This window comes from Stenotrophomonas sp. STEN033 (assembly GCF_056856655.1).
Genome location: NZ_JBXFWM010000013.1, coordinates 49,911 through 70,360, shown reverse-complemented (window position 1 = coordinate 70,360; position 20,450 = coordinate 49,911). Strand labels below are relative to the sequence as shown.

At 65.3% G+C, this 20,450-nt stretch carries 16 protein-coding genes and 1 tRNA gene; 8 read left to right on the top strand and 9 right to left on the bottom strand.

From position 1 onward, the window contains the following. The first annotated feature begins 306 nt into the window (after positions 1 to 306). From tilS to AC1VXC_RS06750, 3 genes are read left to right on the top strand one after another with little or no spacing between them, the layout of a single operon-like run. Positions 307 to 1,605 carry a tRNA lysidine(34) synthetase TilS gene (tilS, locus tag AC1VXC_RS06760; RefSeq protein WP_481539400.1) on the top strand — a complete coding sequence of 433 codons (1,299 nt, stop codon included), beginning with the start codon at positions 307 to 309 and terminating at the stop codon, positions 1,603 to 1,605. A gap of 31 nt (positions 1,606 to 1,636) precedes the next feature. Further along, positions 1,637 to 1,897, top strand: coding sequence for an exodeoxyribonuclease VII small subunit (locus tag AC1VXC_RS06755; protein WP_313173824.1), 261 nt, complete (start codon positions 1,637 to 1,639; stop codon positions 1,895 to 1,897). Then, on the top strand, positions 1,887 to 2,765 hold the full coding sequence (locus AC1VXC_RS06750) for a polyprenyl synthetase family protein (RefSeq protein ID WP_313173825.1): 879 nt from the start codon (positions 1,887 to 1,889) through the stop codon (positions 2,763 to 2,765). The genes AC1VXC_RS06755 and AC1VXC_RS06750 overlap by 11 nt, the downstream gene beginning before the upstream one ends. A 235-nt stretch (positions 2,766 to 3,000) precedes the next feature. Here the strand turns inward: AC1VXC_RS06750 and AC1VXC_RS06745 are convergent, their stop codons facing one another. Then, complete coding sequence (locus AC1VXC_RS06745; protein WP_313173826.1) at positions 3,001 to 3,372, bottom strand: DUF4870 domain-containing protein; 372 nt, start codon at positions 3,370 to 3,372, stop codon at positions 3,001 to 3,003. A gap of 104 nt (positions 3,373 to 3,476) precedes the next feature. Beyond that, on the bottom strand, positions 3,477 to 4,844 hold the full coding sequence (pmbA, locus tag AC1VXC_RS06740) for a metalloprotease PmbA (protein ID WP_481539399.1): 1,368 nt from the start codon (positions 4,842 to 4,844) through the stop codon (positions 3,477 to 3,479). A gap of 132 nt (positions 4,845 to 4,976) precedes the next feature. On the opposite strand from pmbA, the gene yjgA reads away from it, so the two are divergent. Continuing rightward, positions 4,977 to 5,576, top strand: a complete 600-nt coding sequence (gene yjgA / locus AC1VXC_RS06735; protein WP_481539398.1) for a ribosome biogenesis factor YjgA — start codon at positions 4,977 to 4,979, stop codon at positions 5,574 to 5,576. Positions 5,577 to 5,790: 214 nt separating this feature from the next. Here yjgA and tldD read toward each other — a convergent pair whose 3' ends face one another. The 4 genes from tldD to AC1VXC_RS06715 are packed head-to-tail and all read right to left on the bottom strand — an operon-like array spanning position 5,791 to position 13,238. Further along, a complete protein-coding gene (gene tldD, locus AC1VXC_RS06730) occupies positions 5,791 to 7,236 on the bottom strand; it encodes a metalloprotease TldD (protein WP_481539397.1) in 1,446 nt (481 codons plus the stop codon). A 48-nt stretch (positions 7,237 to 7,284) separates the two neighbouring features. Continuing rightward, entirely contained in the window at positions 7,285 to 11,106 is a 3,822-nt protein-coding gene (locus tag AC1VXC_RS06725; RefSeq protein ID WP_481539396.1) for a YhdP family protein, read from the bottom strand. A 39-nt stretch (positions 11,107 to 11,145) separates the two neighbouring features. After that, on the bottom strand, positions 11,146 to 12,636 hold the full coding sequence (gene rng / locus AC1VXC_RS06720; RefSeq protein WP_057627141.1) for a ribonuclease G: 1,491 nt from the start codon (positions 12,634 to 12,636) through the stop codon (positions 11,146 to 11,148). A gap of 5 nt (positions 12,637 to 12,641) precedes the next feature. Continuing rightward, positions 12,642 to 13,238 (bottom strand): Maf family nucleotide pyrophosphatase, encoded by a 597-nt coding sequence (locus AC1VXC_RS06715; protein WP_313495018.1) that lies wholly within the window; start codon positions 13,236 to 13,238, stop codon positions 12,642 to 12,644. A gap of 131 nt (positions 13,239 to 13,369) precedes the next feature. Between AC1VXC_RS06715 and AC1VXC_RS06710 the strand changes: the two genes are divergently transcribed. The 4 genes from AC1VXC_RS06710 (at position 13,370) to AC1VXC_RS06695 (ending at position 19,287) form a co-directional block, all read left to right on the top strand. Beyond that, a complete protein-coding gene (locus AC1VXC_RS06710; RefSeq protein ID WP_313173832.1) occupies positions 13,370 to 14,107 on the top strand; it encodes an SIMPL domain-containing protein in 738 nt (245 codons plus the stop codon). 355 nt (positions 14,108 to 14,462) lie between these two features. Beyond that, positions 14,463 to 15,128 carry an energy transducer TonB gene (locus AC1VXC_RS06705; protein ID WP_481538691.1) on the top strand — a complete coding sequence of 222 codons (666 nt, stop codon included), beginning with the start codon at positions 14,463 to 14,465 and terminating at the stop codon, positions 15,126 to 15,128. Positions 15,129 to 15,311: 183 nt separating this feature from the next. Then, the gene (locus tag AC1VXC_RS06700) at positions 15,312 to 18,122 is read left to right on the top strand and encodes a TonB-dependent receptor (RefSeq protein WP_481538690.1); all 2,811 of its coding nucleotides are present in this window, start codon (positions 15,312 to 15,314) and stop codon (positions 18,120 to 18,122) included. 160 nt (positions 18,123 to 18,282) lie between these two features. Continuing rightward, the gene (locus AC1VXC_RS06695) at positions 18,283 to 19,287 is read left to right on the top strand and encodes a hypothetical protein (protein WP_481538689.1); all 1,005 of its coding nucleotides are present in this window, start codon (positions 18,283 to 18,285) and stop codon (positions 19,285 to 19,287) included. Between the two features lie 88 nt (positions 19,288 to 19,375). Here the strand turns inward: AC1VXC_RS06695 and AC1VXC_RS06690 are convergent. From AC1VXC_RS06690 to rsfS, 3 genes are all read right to left on the bottom strand, one after another. Further along, a tRNA-Asn gene (locus AC1VXC_RS06690) sits at positions 19,376 to 19,452 on the bottom strand. Between the two features lie 24 nt (positions 19,453 to 19,476). Next, positions 19,477 to 19,947, bottom strand: coding sequence for a 23S rRNA (pseudouridine(1915)-N(3))-methyltransferase RlmH (gene rlmH / locus AC1VXC_RS06685; protein WP_282269795.1), 471 nt, complete (start codon positions 19,945 to 19,947; stop codon positions 19,477 to 19,479). 81 nt (positions 19,948 to 20,028) lie between these two features. Next, positions 20,029 to 20,448: a ribosome silencing factor gene (gene rsfS, locus AC1VXC_RS06680; protein ID WP_282269796.1), complete on the bottom strand. Its 420-nt coding sequence runs from the start codon at positions 20,446 to 20,448 to the stop codon at positions 20,029 to 20,031. Positions 20,449 to 20,450: the final 2 nt, after the last annotated feature.

The window sequence follows — 20,450 nt, the reverse complement described above, 5'->3', positions numbered from 1 at the left end:
CAACGTAGTGCCGAGCCATGCTCGGCAGGGGCTCCACCGGTAGTCCCGCAGCGAAGCATGGCTCCGCTCTACCATGGCCGCCAGCACCATCCACCACCCGTCTTGACACACCACGGCCCCAGCTCGGGCTCGTGTGATTTGTGGGTGTTGTGGGAGCGGCGTCAGCCGCGAAGCCGGCACCATTGAAACTGCCAGCCACTCCACAACCTGACAGAGCGTCTGCTTCGCGGCTGACGCCACTCCTGCAAAACCCCGGTGCTTCAACAATTGCAGCCATCGCCGCCGCCGCCGATACTCGGCGCGGCCATGAACCCGCTTTCCCCTTCCCTGCTGCAGGCCGCAACCGACATCCCGGTGATGGTCGGTTTCAGCGGCGGCCTGGATTCCACCGTGCTGCTGCACCTGCTAGCCAACGCCCCTGGACGCCAGCCCGGCAGCCTGCGCGCACTGCATGTGCACCACGGCCTGCAGACGCTTGCCGATGACTGGCAACAGCATTGCAGCAAGCTCTGCGCGCAGTGGAACATCCCGCTGCAGGTGGTGCAGGTCCAGGTTCCGCGCGACGCTGGCCAAGGCCTGGAAGCGGCCGCCCGTGATGCCCGCCATGCCGCCTTCAAGACACATCTGCTTGAAAACGAATGGCTGGCCCTGGCCCACCATCAGGACGATCAGGCAGAAACTTTCCTGTTGCGCGCACTGCGCGGCGCCGGTGTCGACGGTCTTGCCGCGATGCAGGCACAACGCAGCTTCGGGGCCAGCACCTTGTGGCGCCCACTACTGCAGGTAGCGCGCAGCACGCTGGAGGCCTACGCCCGCCAGCACGCGCTGCAGTGGATCGAGGATCCCAGCAACAGCAGTGCGGATTTCGACCGCAATTTCCTGCGCCTGCAGGTGCTGCCATTGCTGCGCCAGCGTTGGCCCCATGCAGACGCAGCGATGGCACGCAGCGCCGCACTCGCGGCACAGGCAGCGGCGCTGTTGCATGAGGACGATGCGAGCTTGCTACTGCATTGCCTGGGTGCTGAGAACGCGCTGCTGCTGAGCGAGCTCAAGCAGCTCGCAGCTCCGCAACAATCCCGCGTACTGCGCCTGTGGGCGAAGCAACAAGGGCTGCCAGCACTTCCGGCCAAGGGCGTGCAGGCAATCCAGCAACAGCTGCTGTCCGCTGGCCATGACCAGCAGGCCGAGTTCCGCTGGCAGCAGGTCCGCATCGTGCGCTGGCGGGACCAGCTGCATGCAGCGCCCTTGATCAAGGCTTGGCCCGAGGGCTGGACGCGCGAATGGGACGGCGCTGAACCAGTGGATCTACCCGACGGCGGCAAATTGCTGCTGCAAGGCGCGGGCGCCTTCGATGAACCGCTGCAACTGCGCCAGCGTCGCGGTGGCGAGCGCATCCAACTGCCAGGGCGCGACCACAGCCACCAACTCAAGCATTGCCTGCAGCAGGCTGACGTGCCGCCATGGTTACGCGCGCAACTTCCCCTGATCTGCGCTGGCGACAGCGTGCTGGCGGCTGCGGACCGGGTGATTTCGGCGCCCCTGCAGGCATGGCTGCAGGCTCACGACGCGTCACTGCAATGGCAGCCGCCAGGCCCGGTGAATTGACCCTTTCCCGCTGGCCGCTCACACTTGCACCATGGCAAAGAAGTCCCCCAATGAAGCCTCACCGGTGGCCCACTTCGAGCAATCGCTCGAAGAGCTGGAGCAATTGGTAGAGAAGATGGAAGCCGGCGACCTGAGTCTGGAACAGTCGCTGACCGCATACGAGCGTGGCGTAGGCCTCTACCGCCAGTGCCAGCAGGCGCTGGAACAGGCGGAACTGCGCGTGCGCCTGGTTTCCGATCCGGCCCAGCCGGAAAAATCCGAACCCTTTGAAAGCAGCGGCAATGAAGACTGACGCCCTGCTCACGCGCTGGCTGCAACGTACCGAAGAACAGCTGCAAGACGCCCTTCCCGACCCGGAACTTGCCCCGCAGGGCCTGCATCAGGCCATGCGCTATGCCGCGCTGGGCGGCGGCAAGCGCATGCGCCCCATGCTGGTCTACGCCACCGGCCATCTGTTCGGTGCCGATGAGGCACGTCTGGATGCAGCCGCCGTAGCGGTCGAGTTCATCCACGCGTATTCGCTGGTGCATGACGACCTGCCCGCGATGGACGACGACGACCTGCGCCGCGGCCGACCCACCACCCATATCGCCTTTGACGAGGCCACTGCGATTCTTGCTGGTGACGCCCTGCAGACCCGTGCCTTTGAGATCCTGGCAGGTGCGTGGATGCCGCCGGCATTGGCGTTGAACTGCATACAGACCCTGGCCAGCGCCTCCGGCGCCGCCGGCATGTGCGGCGGCCAGGCACTGGACATCGATGCCACCGGCCAGCAGCAGGCACTGGCCGACCTCAAGCAGATGCATGCCATGAAGACCGGCGCCCTGATCCGCGCCGCGGTACGCATGGGTGCGCTGTGTGGTGAGGCCAGCGACGCCCAGCTTGCGCAGCTGGACAGTTTCGCCGACACCTTGGGCCTGGCTTTCCAGGTCCGTGACGACATCCTCGATGTCGAAGCCAGCTCGGAGCAACTGGGCAAGACTGCCGGCAAGGACCAGGCGCAGGACAAGTCGACCTTCCCCTCCTTGCTGGGCATGGACGGCGCAAAGGCCACGTTGTCGGAACTGGCTGCCGCGATGCAGGCGGCACTGGTTCCATTCGGCCAGCGCGCGGCAGCATTGGCTGCATTGGCCGAACTGACGGTGCGCCGCACGCACTGACCGCGCTTCTACAGGCCCCGGGGAGCGCTGTAAGCCACGGGGCTGACATCCCGGCTTTCCCCGTCCGGCCTGCGGGCATGGCCTTTTGCCGTGCACCAGGCCGCACCCCAGAGGTGCGCAAGCCGACCTTGCCGCTCCCTTGGCCCCGGCAAAGGGAGCGGCAAAACCGCCGCGCTTGGCATAAACAAAAAGCCCGGGATTCCCCGGGCTTTTTGTCAGACAAACATCGCGCTGATTACTTGATCAGCCGGATCGTCATCGGATAGCGGTAGGTCTCGCCCTTGTTGGCCGCCAGGCCAGCAAGGATCGCGAACACCAGACCACCGATCCATGCAGCCAGATAGGTCAGGAAGCCGATCACCACGACCATCAGGATGCCGCTGATGAAGTAGGCACCCAGCAGCGTGAGCTGGAAGTTCAGCGCTTCCTTGGAGTTGGCGTTCAAGAAGGCCTTTTCCGGCTTGTCCTTGTTCACCAGCCACACGATCAACGGCACGATGAAGCTGAAAAAGATGCCCGACAGGTGCACCAGCATTGCAATGCTGTTGTCATCGGAAGCGCCTGCGCTGGTCGGCGCCGGCGGCGGAGTGTTCTGGTAGTCGCTCATTGTTTCCCCAAGATCCTTGTAAAGGGCTTATCCATAAAGGTAGACAGCTATAGGAAGTCTATTAACTTCCACATAAGAATAGTCCGCTGTTTAGTAAGACTGCGTCAATCATTACCTGCCACAGTCATCTTCCCGACAAGGATCGAACCGGTGGCGACATGCGAACGCTTGTCCACGTCGTTACCTACTGCTTCGATACCGGCAAACATCTGCTTGAGGTTGCCAGCGATGGTGATGCCGTCTACCGGGTAGGCGATCTGCCCGTTCTCCACCCAGAAACCGCCAGCACCCCGTGAGTAATCTCCGGTGATCCCGTTCACGCCCTGCCCCATCAGTTCGGTGACCAGCAAACCCGTGCCCATACCCGACAGCATGGAGGCCCGATCACCCGCATTGGCCTTCACTTTCAGGTTGTGGACGCCACCGGCATTGGCCGTGGTCTGCAAACCGAGCTTGCGCGCCGAGTAACTGCCCAGGATGTAACGCTGCAGTACACCGTCGGTGATCAAGGCCGAGTTGCGGGTTGCAACCCCTTCGCCGTCGTAGGAGCTGGAGCGCAGGCTGCGACGCAACAGCGGCAGCTCGTCGATGGCAAACCAGTCCGGGAACAGCTGGGTGTCCACACTGTCGAGCAGGAAGCTGGCACGGCGATACAGGGCGCCACCGGACACCGCGCTGAGCAGGTGGCCGATCAAGGAGCGCGCCATTTCCGCGGCGAACAGCACCTGCACCTCGCCGGTCGGCAACGAGCGCGGTTGCAGGCGGGCGACCGTGCGCTCGGCCGCGCGCAGGCCCACCGCTGCCGGGTCGTCCAGGTCTTCGCGGGCGATGGCACTGGTGTACCAGCCATCACGCTGCATGCCATCGCCTTGCCCGGCGATCAGCGCGCAACCGATGGAATGGTGGCTGCTGCGATCACGGCCGATGAAGCCATGCGAGTTGGCATATACCGACACGCTCTGCGCCGTGGAGGCCGACGCGCCGTCGGAATTGCTGATGCGGCTGTCGCTGTCACGGCCAGCCGATTCACAGGCCAGCGCCAGGTCCACTGCCTGCTCGGCGGTGAGCGCCCACGGATGCCAACCGTCCAGATCGGGGAACTCGGTGGCCATCAGCGCCGGGTCCGCCAACCCGGAGGCCGGGTCGTCCTCGGTATGGCGAGCAATCGCACAGGCCTGGGCCACGGTGGCCTCCAGGCTGGCTTCCTGCAGGTCGGCGGTGCTGGCACTGCCCTTGCGCTGGCCGAAGTACACGGTCACCGCGATGCCGCGGTCGTGCGTCGCCTCCACCGTTTCCACCTCACCCAGGCGCACGTTCACATCCAGTCCACGGTCTTCGCTGCAGCTGACTTCCGCCTGGCTGGCGCCCATGGCACGGGCCCGCTCCAACAGCTGCTGGGAGATGCCGGCCAGGCGCTCCAGGCGCTGCAGGCTGTCGTCGGCGGCAGGGTTATCGGTGCTAATGACGTTCAATGCTTTATCCTTGGTGGCCGAATCCCTTCACATCTGCCCGGTTTTGCAGGACCGGCGGCGTGGCGTGGATTCTTCGTGAAGCCCGGCGAGCGCCTGGCTTTCCTGTCATGAAGTTTAGTAGGTAGCAGTGCGATGCGTGGACGCGATCAAGAAACCGGTGAATATTTGGGCGAAAGCCGTAGCCAGAACCGGCGCGAAGCGCTGGAAGTACTGGCCCTGGGCGAAACCCTGGTGGCGCTGACCCCGGCCCAGCTGGCGCGCCTGCCGATCCCGGAAGGCCTGCTGGAACACATCGCGTACTCCAAGCGCATTACCTCGCACGGCGCGCGCAAGCGCCAGCTGGCCTTCCTGGCCAAGCAGATGCGCCGCGAGGAAGACGAGACGCTGGACGCGATCCGCAACGCACTGGACGCCAACAGCGAAACCTCGCGCCGCGAAGTGGCGATCATGCACCGCATGGAGCGCTGGCGTGAGCGGCTGCTGGCCGAGGGTGATGTCGCCCTGGGCGAGCTGCTGGACGAGCATCCGGAGGCCGACCGTCAGGCCTTGCGTACCCTGGTACGCAACGCCTTGGCCGAAAAGGCCAAGAACAAGCCGCCGCGCGCCTACCGCGAGATCTACCAGGTATTGCGCGAGCTGATGCTGGTGCCGGTGTTGAGCGCGGCAGCGGAAGTTGCTGGCGATGATGACGATGCTGATGATGATGTGGATGGCGACGACGAGCAGGATTGAGTTGGATTGAGGGGCGTTGCTGCTGGTTTGGTTCTGCAGCGAAAAGCTCCCCTCATCCGCCCCGTTGGGGCACCTTCTCCTGCAAGCGGGAGAAGGGATCGCAGATCTGCAGTTCGAGCTGACTCCACCAAATTCCAAATGCCAGCCTTCCCTTCTCCCGTTTACGGGAGAAGGTGCCCGAAGGGCGGATGAGGGGGGCTCTTCAGCCTCAACCTCAAGCCTGCGTGCCACCCACCGTCAGCCCATCAATCAGCAAGGACGGCTGGCCGACACCGACCGGCACACTCTGCCCGTCCTTGCCGCAGATACCCACACCTTCATCCAGTGCCAGATCGTTGCCGATCATGCGCACCTTCTGCATGGTTTCCGGGCCGTTGCCGATCAGCGTTGCGCCCTTCACCGGCGCGGTAATCCTGCCGTCTTCGATCAGGTAGGCCTCGGTCGCCGAGAACACGTACTTGCCGCTGGTGATGTCGACCTGGCCACCGCCGAAGTTGACCGCGTACAAACCCTTCTTCACCGAACGGATCATCTCCTCCGGGTCATGGTTGCCTGCGCGCATGTAGGTGTTGGTCATGCGCGGCATGGTCATGTGCGCGAACGATTCGCGGCGGCCGTTGCCGGTTGGCGCAACACCCATCAAACGCGCGTTGAGCGTGTCCTGCATGTAGCCAACCAGGATGCCGTCCTCGATCAGCGTGGTGCACTGGGTCGGCGTGCCTTCGTCATCAATGTTCAAGGAACCACGGCGGCCATCAAGGGTGCCGTCATCGACAATCGTGACGCCCGGCGAAGCCACGCGCTCGCCGATGCGGCCGGCATAGACGCTGGTGCCCTTGCGGTTGAAATCACCTTCCAGGCCGTGGCCGACCGCTTCGTGCAGCAGCACGCCGGGCCAGCCCGGGCCCAGCACCACCGGCATCACTCCGGCAGGCGCCGGAATGGCTTCCAGATTCACCAGTGCCTGGCGCAGCGCTTCGCGCGCGAAGGCTTCCGGGCGCTCACCGGCAAACAGTTCTTCATAGCTGTAGCGACCACCGCCACCGGCATAGCCGGACTCGCGGCGACCGTTCTGTTCGACGATGACCTGTACGTTCAAACGCACCAGCGGGCGCACGTCAGCGGCCAGCACGCCGTCGCTGCGCGCGATCAGCACCGTATCGACGCCGCCGGACAGGCTCACCATCACCTGCTGCACGCGCGTATCGGCAGCACGCAGGAAGCGATCCAGGCGCTTGAGCACCTCCACCTTGGCCTCGTTGCCGATGCTGTCCACCGGGTCCAGCGCCGGGTACAGCGCGCGTGCGCTGCCCCGCACCAGCGAGCGCACGTTCTGCGCGCCGCCCTCGCGGGAGATGGCGCGCGCCGACTGCGCCGCCGCCAGCAAGGCGCTCGGCTGGATATCGTCCGAGTAGGCAAAGCCGGTCTTTTCGCCCGCAATGGCACGCACGCCGACACCCTGCTCGATCGAATGCGCGCCATCCTTGACGATGCCGTCCTCCACGCTCCAGCTCTCGCGGCGCGAATGCTGGAAGTACAGATCGCCGAAATCGATACCCGGCCCAAGCAAGGTGCCAAAGGTGCGTTCCAGGCGATTGGCGTCCAGCCCGGCGGGCAGCAGCAGGCGGGTTTCGGCGAGCGAGAGAGCGTTTTCGGTCATGACATTCCAGATGGGGGCAGGCGCGCCATCATGCAAGCCTGCGCAGATTCAGGGGGTGCCCGCCGCCGCGGGGGTCACCGCGGGCGGCGGCAGACGGGCGGCATCACGGTCCAGCACTTCGACCTTGGGGTCTTTCCACGGCCCGGTCACCTTGTAGGTCTTGGAGCCAATCTCGCCCAGCGGCTTGCCCAGCACGGCATTGGCGGCCGCGCCTACGGCAGCACCCACCGGGCCACCGGCTACTGCGCCGACCACGGTGAGCAGGTTGCCCGAGCGTGGATTCACGTCGATGGTCTGGTTGAACTGCTGGGCGACCAGGTCAGCCTGGCCGCGGATGGTGATCTCCGCCGCCGGTGCCTCGATGGCGATCTTCTCGGTACTGGCCTGGCCGTTGCCGAAGCGCATCGCACCTTCCACGTGGTTGAAGGCCAGGCCCTTTGAAAACAGATCGCGGAAATCGAACAGCAGGCGCCGTGGCAGCTGCGCCACGCTGAGCAGACCCAGCACCCGCCCCGCACCCGGTTCCACTTCCAGCAATTGGCCGTTGCGCAGGTTCATGTCCATGCCGCCCTGCAGGCTGGCGAGGTTGAAGGCCGCCGGCCCCCCTTGCCAGCCGGCCTGCAGATTGACCTTGCCCTGCCCTCCACGCAGCTGCCCGGCATAGCCAAGCCGCTGCAGCAGGTCGCCCAAGTCCTCGCTCTGCACGGCGGCAGTGGCCTGGGTACGCGCCTGTGCCCCCATGCCACGCCATTCCCCGTGCGCATCGATCACCTGCTTGGGCGCGCGGATCGCCAGCTCCTGCACCTGCAGGCCATCACTGGTCGGGCGCGTGCGCAGTCGGGTCTGGCCAAGCTTGACCGTGGCGAACTGCAGATCGTCGATATCCAGCGCCAATGGCGGGATGTTGGCCGGATTGATGGCCGCTGCCGGGGTGTCGCTGGATTCTGCCGTGGCCGCCTTGGCGGCCTGCCAGTACACACGCGCCAGTTGTCCGCTGACCGTGCCGCCATCGGCGGTGGGGACGCGCAGGTTGCCCGCCAGCGCGGGGCCATCAAGCTGCACGGCAACGGCGTCAGCACCGGGCCGCAACTGCAGCCGGGTCTGCGCGAAGCGCCCGCCCACCAGCAACAGCTGGTCAGCCAATACGTCGACCTGCTTGAGCGCCACACCGCCGTCGCTGCCATCGCTATCGCCACCGCGTGCCAGGGTGATCCACTCCAGCGCATCCAATGAAGGAGTGCGGCCATTGACCACCAGCCCCTCGGCCGGCGGCTCGTGATCGACAGCATCGCTTCCCATGGTGACCTGCACGCCGGTCTTGCCGTTCTGACTGCGCGCGGCCAAGGCCATCAGCTTGCCGAAGGAGACATCAATGCGCCCCGCGCCCATCGGCAAGGCGGCCTGCACGGTCGTCGCCAAGGCATCGGCAGCCGGCTTGTTCAACGGTGCCGGCAACTGCAGGCGGGTGCCCTGCAGATCCGAGCGCAGGGTCAGCAGGGTTGGCGGGCCCGTACGCGCGCCAACCTGCTCCTTGGGCAGGCTGACCCCCACCGTCCATGCCGAGGTGCCATGCACATAGGGCTTGAGCCAGGCCAGCTCCGGCGCGCGATCCAACAGCTTCCCGGCGTCCAGGTCCGCACTGAGCTCGGCCTCGAAGGCATGCGAGGGGTCCTTGACCGGCTTGCCGGCGCGCAGCGCCAGCACCCCGTCACGCTCCTGATGGCGTACCTGCAGGGCCGGCGCATCGAAACCATCGCTGCTGTACTGGGCCTTGCCGCGCACACCCTCGAACTGCAGGTCCCAGCGTTTGTCCGCCATGCGCACGCCACGCAGATCGATATCGCCGCGCAGATGCCCACCACCATCGTGGCGCAAGGGCAGCAACAGGTCGAAATTGACGGCAGCGGGGCCGGCGACGCTCAGGTTGTCCAAGGTGTCGCCATAACTGGCCTGCAACGGACTCTGCCGCAACATCGCCAGCAAGCGCCCACTTTCATCGACAGTACTGGCCTGCACCAGCAGCCGGGAATCGGCAAAACTGGCGATACCCGCGCGTAGCTGATCCACCTTGACCCCGGCCAGCGCACCACGCCCGCTCAGTTCAAATCCGCCGCCAATGAAATTGATATCGGCGTTGACGTGCTGCATCAGCGGCCAATCCTGCTGGAAGCGGATGGACCCGTCATCGATATGCCCACCGGCCTCGAACCGGCCGTTGTTGCCGGTGAACGGCCAGTCGTCCAGATCGCCTACCGCCAAGCCGGTGCCACCACGCAGGGTGCCATCGACCAAGGCCGCATCCAGCCAGTTCACCGCCGCCTCGCTCATGTTCGAGCGCACCCAGAACTGCTTGGCGGCAGTCATCGGCACATCATCGATCTTGGCCGCCAGGCCTATCCACGGCCGCGTGCCATCGCCCTGGAACCACAGCCCACCACGCACATCGGCAGCATAGTTCCTGCCCTGCACCCGCAACGCCGGCGTCCCGACCTGCCAACCGGCACCTTCGCGCCACCCCACCAGGTCGCCGGAAAGCTGCAGCTCATGCAGCACGCCGAATCCGGTCGGCCAGTCAAAGCGCACCACGTGATCCGGCTTCAGTGCCAGTGAAAATGCCTGCGCATCGCCTTCAAAATGCCCACGCAAACCGCTCAGGCCGGGGCTGCCACCGACCGCAGCGAAGCTGGCATCGAGCAACTCGCCACTGGCCCGCAGCGGACCATCGGCCGTGCCCAGCAGGTTGATATCCGCAAACCGCAGCGACGGTTTGGAACGATGCAGCCAACGCCGCAAGCTGGGCTCCAGACGGTCGCTGAGCGCCAGCACCTGCAGCAACGGACCGGCATCAAGCTGCTTGCCCTGGACCGCGAAATGCCGGCCGCCGGCGAGCAACAGACCATCCAGCGCCTGAGTGTTGCCGTCGGCAGCGATCCGCAGCGTGGGGGCATCCAGCCGCCAGCCACCCTCGATCAGCTTCCAGCGCGCGCGCAAGCGCAGCTTGCTGAAAGCCACGGTCGGCGCGGCACCAGCGCCCGGCAACGGTGCACCTGCCAATTGCACATCGTCCAGTTCACCCGCGGCGGTGACCGCCACCACGCGTTTGTCCTGCAAGCGTACCCAGCTCTGCAGTTCACCCTTGCCCTGGCGCAACTGCACGCCCGCAAATTTCAGCAGCGAGGACCAGGCACCCAGTTCGGCTGGATCGGCCGAGAACCAGGCCTGACCATCGCCACGTTGACGCTGGAAATCCAATACCGCGGTAACCGGCGCGGCGCGGGTGTCGATCCAGCCCTTGGCACCTACCCGCAGACGCTCACCGTCCACGCGCAGGCGCAGGTCGATGCGAGGAATACGCGTTTGCAGGCCGATGGACGGCGCCTGCACCTGCAGTTGACCGCCAATCACCTGCAGCTCACCCAGCCTGCGCAGGGCGTCCAATGGATCGCCGCCGGCCCTGGACTCGGGCAGACCACGCACCGACCAACGGCCGTCATCGGCCCGTTGCAGGGTCAACGCCAGTTCGCGCAGGCGCAACTCGGTCAGCGGCGCGCCAGGCAGCAGACCCGAATACACCGCCACCAGTACTTCAGCCTGGCCAATGCGTACGCCTTCGCCCTGCCCCACCCGCAAGCCATCGAGCTGCAGGATCGGGCCACGCCGGGTCCAGCGGGTGTCCAGCTTATCGAAGGCTACCGGTTGCCCGGCGCGTTCGCTCAACCAGGCGGCCACCTTGTCCGGGTGTGCCTCCACCATCGGCAGCAACTGGCTGACCGTGCCTACCAGTAAAGCCACGCACACCAGCGCGATCGCCAATGCCATCAAGGCGTAGCGACGGAAGCGGCGTAGGCGGTGGCGCAACAGCGTGGTCATCAGCTCACTTCGTGCTTCCGTGCGGCGAAGTGAGCGCGCTCAGAGCAGCACGACATCGAACTGCTCCTGCAGGTATTGATCATCGGCCTGGAAGCGGATGCTCTTGCCGAGGAATTCCTCCAGCTCGGCCACCGCCGCCGACTCCTCATCGGTGATACGCGCGACCACCTTGCTGGAGGCGATCACCAGCAGGCGCGCAGCCTCAAACTGGCGTACGGCACGGGTGATCTCGCGGAAGATCTCGTAGGTCACGGTCTCGGCGGTCTTGATGCTGCCGCGGCCACTGCACTGCGGGCAGGTTTCCGACAGCTGCCGCTCCAGGCTCTCGACCGTGCGCTTGCGGGTCATTTCGACCAGCCCCAGCGGCGAGAAGTCATACACCGTGGTCTTGGCGTGGTCGCGGGCCAGCGCCTTCTCCAGCGTGCGCAGCACCTGGCGGCGATGCTCGGCGTCATCCATGTCGATGAAGTCGATGATGATGATGCCGCCCAGGTTGCGCAGCCGCAGCTGGCGGGCGACCGTCTGCGCCGCTTCCAGGTTGGTGCGGAACACAGTCTCTTCCAGGTTGCGCTGGCCAACGAAAGAACCGGTATTGACGTCGATGGTGGTCATCGCCTCGGTCTGGTCGATGACCAGATAGCCACCGGACTTGAGCGGCACCTGCTTGTTCAAGGCGCGGACGATCTCGTCCTCGACCCCGAACATGTCGAAGATCGGGCGGTCACCGGTATACAGCTCCAGCTTCTCGCCCAGCACCGGCATGTACTTGGCCACGAAAGCCTGCAACTGGCCGAAGGTTTCCTTGGAGTCGACCTTGACCTTGTCCACGTCCTTGCGGATGAGGTCGCGCACCGAGCGCAACGGCAGGCTCAGGTCCTCGTAAATGATGCTGCACGGTGGTGCCTCGCGACCGCGCCGCTCCACCACCGCCCAGACCCGCGACAGGTAGGAGATGTCTTCGGCCAGGGCCTCGGCCGGCTGGCCCTCGGCGTTGGTGCGCACGATGTAACCGTAGCCGCCGTGCTGGGCCGAGATCTCGGTGACCAGTGACTTCAGGCGGGCGCGCTCGCCCTCGTCCTCGATGCGGGCCGAAACCCCGACCATCTTGGACTGCGGCAGCAGCACCAGGTAACGCGAGGGAATGCTGATCTGCGTGGTCAGGCGAGCACCCTTGGTGCTGATCGGGTCCTTGACCACCTGCACCACCACGTCCTGGCCATCGCGCAGCAGCTCCACGATCGGCACAGAGGAGGGCAACGGCAGGCTGGGCGCGGTTTCGTCGGTATCGGCCGCGACCGGCGCCGGCCGCACCACATCATTGGCGTGCAGGAACGCAGCGCGGTCCAGGCCCACCTCGACGAAGGCCGCCTGCATGCCCGGCATCACCCGCTGCACCTTGCCCTTGTAGATGTTGCCGACCACGCCCCGGCGCCAACCGCGCTCGATATGCAGTTCCTGCAACATGCCGTTCTCGATCACCGCCACGCGGGTTTCGCGCGGGGTGACGTTGACCAGAATTTCTTCAGACACGTCCTTCATTCCCCCTTGTCCATGGAATCTTCGTCCGCGCCCGCGGCAAATGCCGCCAGCAGCGCGGCGGTCTGTTGCAATGGCAACCCCATCACCCCGGAGTAGCTGCCGGCCAGATGGCTGATGAAACGCTCCGCCCCGCCCTGGATGGCGTAGCCGCCGGCCTTGCCCATCGGCTCGCCAGTGGCGACATAGGCCTGGATCTGCGCCGCGCTCATCGGCGCGAAGGTCACTTCCGAGACCACCGTGTCCAATGCATGTCGCCCGGCCGCAGCCAAGGCCACCACGGTGATCACCCGGTGCGTGCGCCCGGCCAGCGAGGCCAACATGGCCGCCGCGTCGTCGGCATCGGCCGGCTTGCCATAGACCCGGTCATCCAGCACCACCTCGGTATCGGAGCCCAGTACCACGGCTTGCGGATCATCGGCGACCAGCGCCAGCCCGGCCCGGGCCTTGTCCAGCGCAACCCGGCGCACATAGGCCTCGGCCGCCTCACCCGGCGCACGCTGCTCCGGCACCTCCAGGTCGAGGGCGCGGAAAGGCACATCAAGGCGGGACAGCAGTTCGTTGCGACGGGGCGAGCGGGAGGCGAGATAAAGCATCGTGAAAGCATAACCCGCGCCAGCAACCTGAATGATGAGCATTGCTGGCAAAGTGACGGCGACCCCATCATGGCTCACCACCCGTTCATCGCCCTGTGTTCATTTTCACGATCCAGCCAAGGAGGATCACCATGCGCCGTACCGCCCTCGCCCCACTGCTGCTGTCCCTGTCACTCGCTCTTGGAGTCTCGATGACCGCCCATGCCCAAACCGTCCCGGCCGTGGTTGCCAGCGACGCGACCTTGTTGAACGTCTCCGCCCAGGCCGAAGCCCGCCGGGTGCCGGATGTGGCCACCCTGTCCGCCGGCGTGGTCACCCAGGCGGTCGATGGCAACACCGCCATGCGCGACAATGCCGTGCAGATGGACAAGGTGATGGCGGCGATCAAGGCCGCTGGCATTGCCGAGCGCGACATCCAGACCAGCGGCATCAACCTCAGCCCGCAGTACCGCTACGCCGAGAACGAAGCGCCGAAGATCACCGGCTACCAGGCCAACAACACGGTCAGCCTGAAGGTGCGCGACATCAGCAAGCTGGGCAAGGTGCTGGACAGCCTGGCCGCGCAGGGGGCCAACCAGATCAATGGCCCCAGCTTCGAGATCGACCAGCCCGAGCCGGTCTATGACGAAGCCCGCCTGGCCGCGCTGAAGAAGGCCCAGGCCCGTGCCGAGACCTATGCCAAGTCGCTGGGCCTGCGCGTGCGCCGTATCGTCAGCATTTCCGAAGGCAGCCAGGGCGGTTTCCGGCCGATGCCGATGATGGCCATGGCCGCCGGCCGCGCCAACAAGATGGAGATGGATACCGCGGTGTCGCCGGGCGAAACCACCGTCTCGGTCAACCTGGACGTGGTGTTCGAGCTGGGCCGCTGAGCAACGCGGCAGCTGCAATCGGAACGGCGCCTACGGGCGCCGTTTTTCTTGCCACTTACCTTGATGGGCTGGCCGGTTCTTTTCGTGGGAGCGGCGCAAGCCGCGAAGCTGGAACTGCCGAGCCTATCGGCAGCTGTGCCATCTGACCCTGCACCTGCTTCGCGGCTTGCGCCGCTCCCACAACAGCCGGCCTTTGTGCCTCCTCAAGCTGTCCGCCAGCTGACCAGGAACATTCCCCCCGCTTGCCGAACGTCTGAATAAAAGGCGCACTGCAGCCACGGGACGCACATCTGCAACCCCGTCCCGTGTCATCGCGCGTTGTTCTCTGTCACACGCCCACGCATGGAGGTGGTACATGGTCCGCACGCAACAACGCAGTCCGTCCCTGCACGTAGAACCCTCGCGCATCCTTGCCTACAGCACTGCCCTGGCACTGCACGCGCTTGCCCTGGGCCTGTTGTTGATTCCGCTGTCACAGGTACCACTGCAGCGGGAGGCCGAGCGGGAGCGCTGGCAGGTTCCCGACGTCAAACCCATCGTTCCCAACCCGCCAACGCCACCGGTCGATGTTCCGGTAACCCGCGCCCCGGCCACGCCTCCGCGGCAACCGGCACTGGCGGCGCCCGTGGACAGCACGCCGATGCCGGTCTTCGCCACCGAAGCGGTCGTCGCCGCGCCGGTGGATGTCGCCCCTGTCATCGACGACAGCCCGGCAATCGCCCCGATCGGCGCGTCCGCGCCGCTGCAGGGCGTGCAGCTGCGCTACCTCTCGGCGCCGGCGCCAAGCTACCCGCGTGAGGCATTGCTGGCCGGCGCCCAGGGCACGGTGACACTGCGGGTCTTGGTGGACGTGGACGGCTCGCCATTGGAAGTCAGTGTCGAGCACAGCAGTGGCAATCGCAGTCTGGACACCGCCGCACGCAACCAGGTGTTGCGCCGCTGGAAGTTCCAGCCCGCCACGGATGGTGGCCGTCCGGTACAGGCATACGGACTGATCCCGGTCGACTTCAAACTGGGCTGAACAGGGCAAATGAGCGCTTATGGCAGCGGTTTCTAAACGCTGCCATAAGCGCCGCCAAACTGTCTGTGGCTATTAATGATTATTTCACTGCGTCGTCACCCATGGGAAACCTAGATTCGCGGCCGTCGATGTTCTTGGCCGCGTTCTGGCGGCCTTCTTGCCGCTGTTCCCTGGAGAGAGACCGTGAAACATCCGACTTACCTGCGCAGCAACCGCCTCAGTGCGGCCATCACCGGCAACCTCAGCCGCCTGCTTCTGCTTCCACTGACCCTGGCAACGACTGCATCGTTGGCCATGGCACAGGAGCAGCAGGCCACCAACCTGGACCGGATAACCGTCACCGGCTCCAACATCCCGCGCGCCACCACTGAAACCGCCTCCCCGGTGCAGGTCATCACCCGACAGGAAATCGACCGCACCGGCAAGGCCACCATCGCCGAATACCTGCAGACCCTGACCAGCGACGGTGCCGGTTCCATTCCCAAGAGCTTCGGCACCGGCTTTGCAGGTGGCGGCTCGGGCATCTCCCTGCGCGGCCTGGGCGCAGCATCCACCCTGGTTCTGCTCAACGGACGGCGCATGGCGCCGTACGGCCTGGCCGATGATGGGCAGAAGGTCTTCACCGACCTGAGCGTCATCCCGATGGATGCGGTCGAGCGCGTCGAAGTACTGAAGGACGGCGCCTCGGCGATCTATGGCTCCGACGCCATCGCCGGCGTGGTCAACATCATCCTGCGGCGCGACTTCACCGGCGCCATGCTCAAGGCTTCCTATGGCACCTCCGGTGACAGTGATGGCAATGCGCGCAAGGCCTCGCTGACCGCCGGCGTGGGCGACCTGGACACCGATGGCTTCAATGCCTTCGTCAGCATCGACCTCAGCAAGACCGATGACATCCGCATTTCCGACCGTCGCAACCGCAAGTGGATCGGCAATGGCGACCTGAGCCCGTATGGTTTCGATCGCGTCGCCGGCGGCCAGTTCTTCCCGCTCAACGGCGCCATCACCTCCAACGGCACCGTCGCCAGCAGCTCACCGGCGGGCAGCATCCGTGACCCCGCTACCGGTATCTACCAGTCCTTGCCCGGCTGTTCGCAGTTCTCCAATATCAGCCCGGTCGATGCTGGCGGCGGCTGCCTGTGGCAGACCCAGGATTTCCGCAGCCTGAGCCCGAGCGAGGAATTCGGCAACCTGTTCGCGCGCGGCACCTTCGTGCTCTCGGACAACTTCGAGATGTACGGCGAATTCGGCTACTCGAAGAAGAAGAACGTGTTCTACAACACGCCCAGTGGCGTCTCCGGCACCTGGGGTTACCCGGGCGGCCCGGTCAATGCCAGCAGCGGCCCCGGCGCCACGGTGCTGGGTGCGGACCATCCAGACAACCCCTTGGGCGTGGACGCACGCCTGCGTTATGCAGCCTTTGATGTTGGCCCGCGTGTCACCACCAACACCAATGAATTCACCCGTTTCCTGGTTGGCGTGAAGGGCACTGCCGGCGACTGGGATATCGACACCGCCTACCTGCACTCGGCCACGCAACTGGTCAACGAACGCACCGGTTTCCTGCGTTACAGCCACGTGCGTACCGCACTGACCGACCCCAACAGTCCGGTCGGCTGGTGGCGTATCGGTGCCAACGCAGGACAGAACTCGCAGGCGTTGTACGACTACATCTCGCCCACCATCCACGCCAATGCCTCGACCACACTGGACATGATCGACTTCAAGGCATCGCGCAGCCTGGCCGATCTGGCCGGTGGCCCGCTGGGTTTTGCCATCGGCGCCGAATACCGCCGCCAGAAAGCCAATCTCGACCCGCAGAGCTACACCGATCTGGGCGACATCATCGGCCTGGGCTACTCGGCCTATAAGGGCACCCAGGAAGTTGGCGTGCTCTACTCGGAAATCGTAGCGCCGGTGCTGGACTCGCTGGAGTTGTCCGGCGCCCTGCGTGTGGACAAGTACAAGGACGGCGATACCGCCACCACGCCGAAAGTCGGCCTGAAATGGACGCCTGCCGATTGGATCGCCTTGCGTGCCACCTATGCCGAAGGCTTCCGCGCCCCCGGTCCGGCTGAAGCCGGCGACGGCGGCCTTGCGGCTTTCAGCGCCGCGCGCGACCCGGTGCGTTGCCCGAACGGTACGCCGGCACCGGGCGCGACCGCGGTGGACTGCGCGGTCAGCCTGGCCATCATCACCTCGGCCAACCCCGACCTGAAACCGGAGAAGTCCAAGAGCTATACCGTCGGCCTGGTGCTGGACCCGACCTCCAGCACGACGATGACCTTCGACGCCTGGCAGATCAAGCGCACCAACGAGATCAACCAGGGCGATACCGATCTGGCCCTGGCAGCCGGCCGCGGCATCCGCTCGGACAATGACCTGCCCGGCATTCCCAACAGTGGCAGCCTGCTGGCGGTCAGCGTCGACTACATCAACTCAGCCTCCACCACCATCCGCGGTTTCGACTTCGACATCCGCCAACGGGTGGCCCTGGGCAACTACGGCAAGCTGCTGATGGACCTGCAGTGGACGCGCATCAACTCGTTCGAACGTGACGATGGCACCGGCACCGTGTACCAGTACGCCGGCACGCACGGCAACTGCGATGTCACCAACTGCATCGGCACGCCCAAGGATCGGCTCAACCTTGGCCTGACCTGGGACATGGACCGTTTCAGCGTCAGCGCCATCGGCAACTATATCGGCAGCATGGACAACGTCGCCTTTGAAGGTGACAGCTGTGCCAATCACTATGGCGATGGCTCCGATGCACCACGTGGTTGCGAACTGCGTTCGTTCTACACCATCGACCTGTCCGGTCGCTGGCGTGCGACCGATGCGTTCGAGATCTTCGGTTCGGTCCAGAACGTCACCGATCGGATCGCGCCGCTGGATCCGCTGACCTATGGCGCGGTCAACTACAACCCGCTGCATTACAGCGGTGCGGTTGGCCGTTACTACACGATCGGCGCCAAGTACACGTTCAAGTGATGTCCCCGGCCCCGGCGCGAACGCGCCGGGGCCACGTGGGCGACAAAGGCGCGCCCGCGCTGCCGGCAAGAGTTCCTCACCCAGCCGGCCTGTCATCGTCCCCCGCGTCCGCAGGCAATGGCAGACTGTCGCATCCACTCGCTGCCGGAGCGCCCACGCCATGTCACCTAGCTTGCCGCCCATGGAGGCTTTCCTGCAGGCGATCGAACGGTTTGCCGCAGCTTCAAACGCCCCCAGCGCCGAACAGGCCTTGGCGGCTGTGGCCGACACGTCAGCCAGCCTGCCATTGGACAACCTGGACAGGCTGGAACGGCGTATCCGCTGGGAACTCTCCGCCGCAAAGCCGGCGCATGCAGGTTTCTGGTCGCGGGCAAAGCCGGCCCGACACCTGTCCTGGCTGGATCTGGGCAATGCCGATGGCCATGTGCGTGAACGGACCCTGCGCAGCTTGTCGGCGGCACCCAATGCGCTGTGCCTGGCGTTGGCGCTGCGCAGGTTGAACGATTGGGTACCTGAAGTGCGCGCCGCCGCGCGCGAGCATCTTCCCGGTATTGCCCACAGCTCAGCACCGGAACATGTGGCGGAAGCTTTATGGGCGGTGCTGTGCAACGTCGCCTCATGGGGCAGGCTGGGTACGCCGGAACGTCACACACTCGATGCGCTGATTGCCTTCGAGCCGGTGCGGCTGGCCCTGTACACACGCATCTGCAACGCCGCCACCGGCCCGGCCACGTCGATCCTGGTGCAGATCACCCGCACGCCGGTTTTCGATCCTTGGCTGCACACCCTCGCTCGGCAGGCGGTGCAGCCTGCCGTCCGCGCCAGGACCCTGCGCTTCCTGCTGGAAGGCCGCGCATTCTGGTTCGCAGGCCGCGCATGGACCTGGACGGATCTGAAGTGGTGCGAAGGCAAATACGAGCCGGTGATCGACGAACGTCCACTGCAGGTGAACTATCCACGGCAGCAATTGCTGGAAACAGCGCTGCGCGATGCCGCTCCTGCGGTCCGCCACGTCGCTGCGGAAACCCTGATCCTGCACCTGCCCAGCTTCGGCGCGCAGGCAAGCGCACTGGCCACGATCCTGGCAGCGGATCGATCAGCGCGGATCGCCGCGCGCGGACGCTTTGTACTGGCACAGCTGGCCAAAGCCACCTGCCCCGCCTAGCTGCGGTGCAGGCACGCGCACGATGGCGCCCGACCTGCGCAACGCCAAAAAAAAACCGCATCTCGCGATGCGGTTTTTTTGTGAATCTTGGCGCCCGAAGTTGGACTCGAACCAACGACCCCCTGATTAACAGTCAAGTGCTCTAACCGGCTGAGCTATTCGGGCGGGGAGGCGCATTCTATACGTTAATTACGCGCGATGGTAGGGGTGATTGGCCAACATCGCTGCCGCGCGGTACAACTGCTCGGCAACCACCAGCCGAACCAGCATATGCGGCAAAGTCAGCGGACCTATCGACCACTTCTCGTCCGCCACCGCAGACACTTCCGCAGCATGCCCTTCCGGGCCGCCGATCAGGAATGCCAGGTCACGCCCCTGCGTGCGCCAATGCTCCAGCCGCTGCGCGAGCTGCTCTGAACTGAGCTGCCTGCCGGGCACATCAAGCGCCACCACATAGGGATTCTTGGGTAGCGCGGCCAATACCCGCTTGCCCTCGTCCTCGATTGCGCGCTTTGGATCGCGGCCCTTGCCGCGCAGGCCCGGCTCGATTTCCACCAATTCCAACGGCAGCCAATGCGACAGCCGCTTCTGGTACTCGGCAAACCCCTGCGCCACCCAGGACGGGGCGCGTTCGCCGGTGGCGATCAATCTGGCTTTCATGCGTGGACTCCTATCAGCCTGCACAAACGAAGACGGCGCCCTGCGGCGCCGTCACAGAAACAGAAGCTGCGGCCTTTGGGCTCAGCCAGCATCCTGTTCGTCTTCGTCGTCGTAGGCCGAACGCGGCTGGTCGCCGACGGTCCACAGACGCTCCAGCGCATACAGCTCGCGCACGCGCGGCAGCATGACATGGACGATGACGTCGCCCAGGTCGACCAACACCCACTCTGCCTCGCGCTCGCCTTCGACACCCAGCGGCATCACCCCCAGGTTCTTGGCGAAACGCACGACTTCCTCGCCAATCGACTTGACGTGGCGGGTGGAGGTGCCGGAGACCACAACCATGTAATCGGCCACGCTGGACTTGCCACGCACATCGAGCTCGACGGCATCCCGGGCCTTGATCTCCTCAAGGGCGGAGTGAACGGACGCCAGCAGGGCCGGTACGGAAGGTGCCGGGCTGGGCATTTGGGTCTTGATGACTTGGGCTTCGGTGGTCAAAG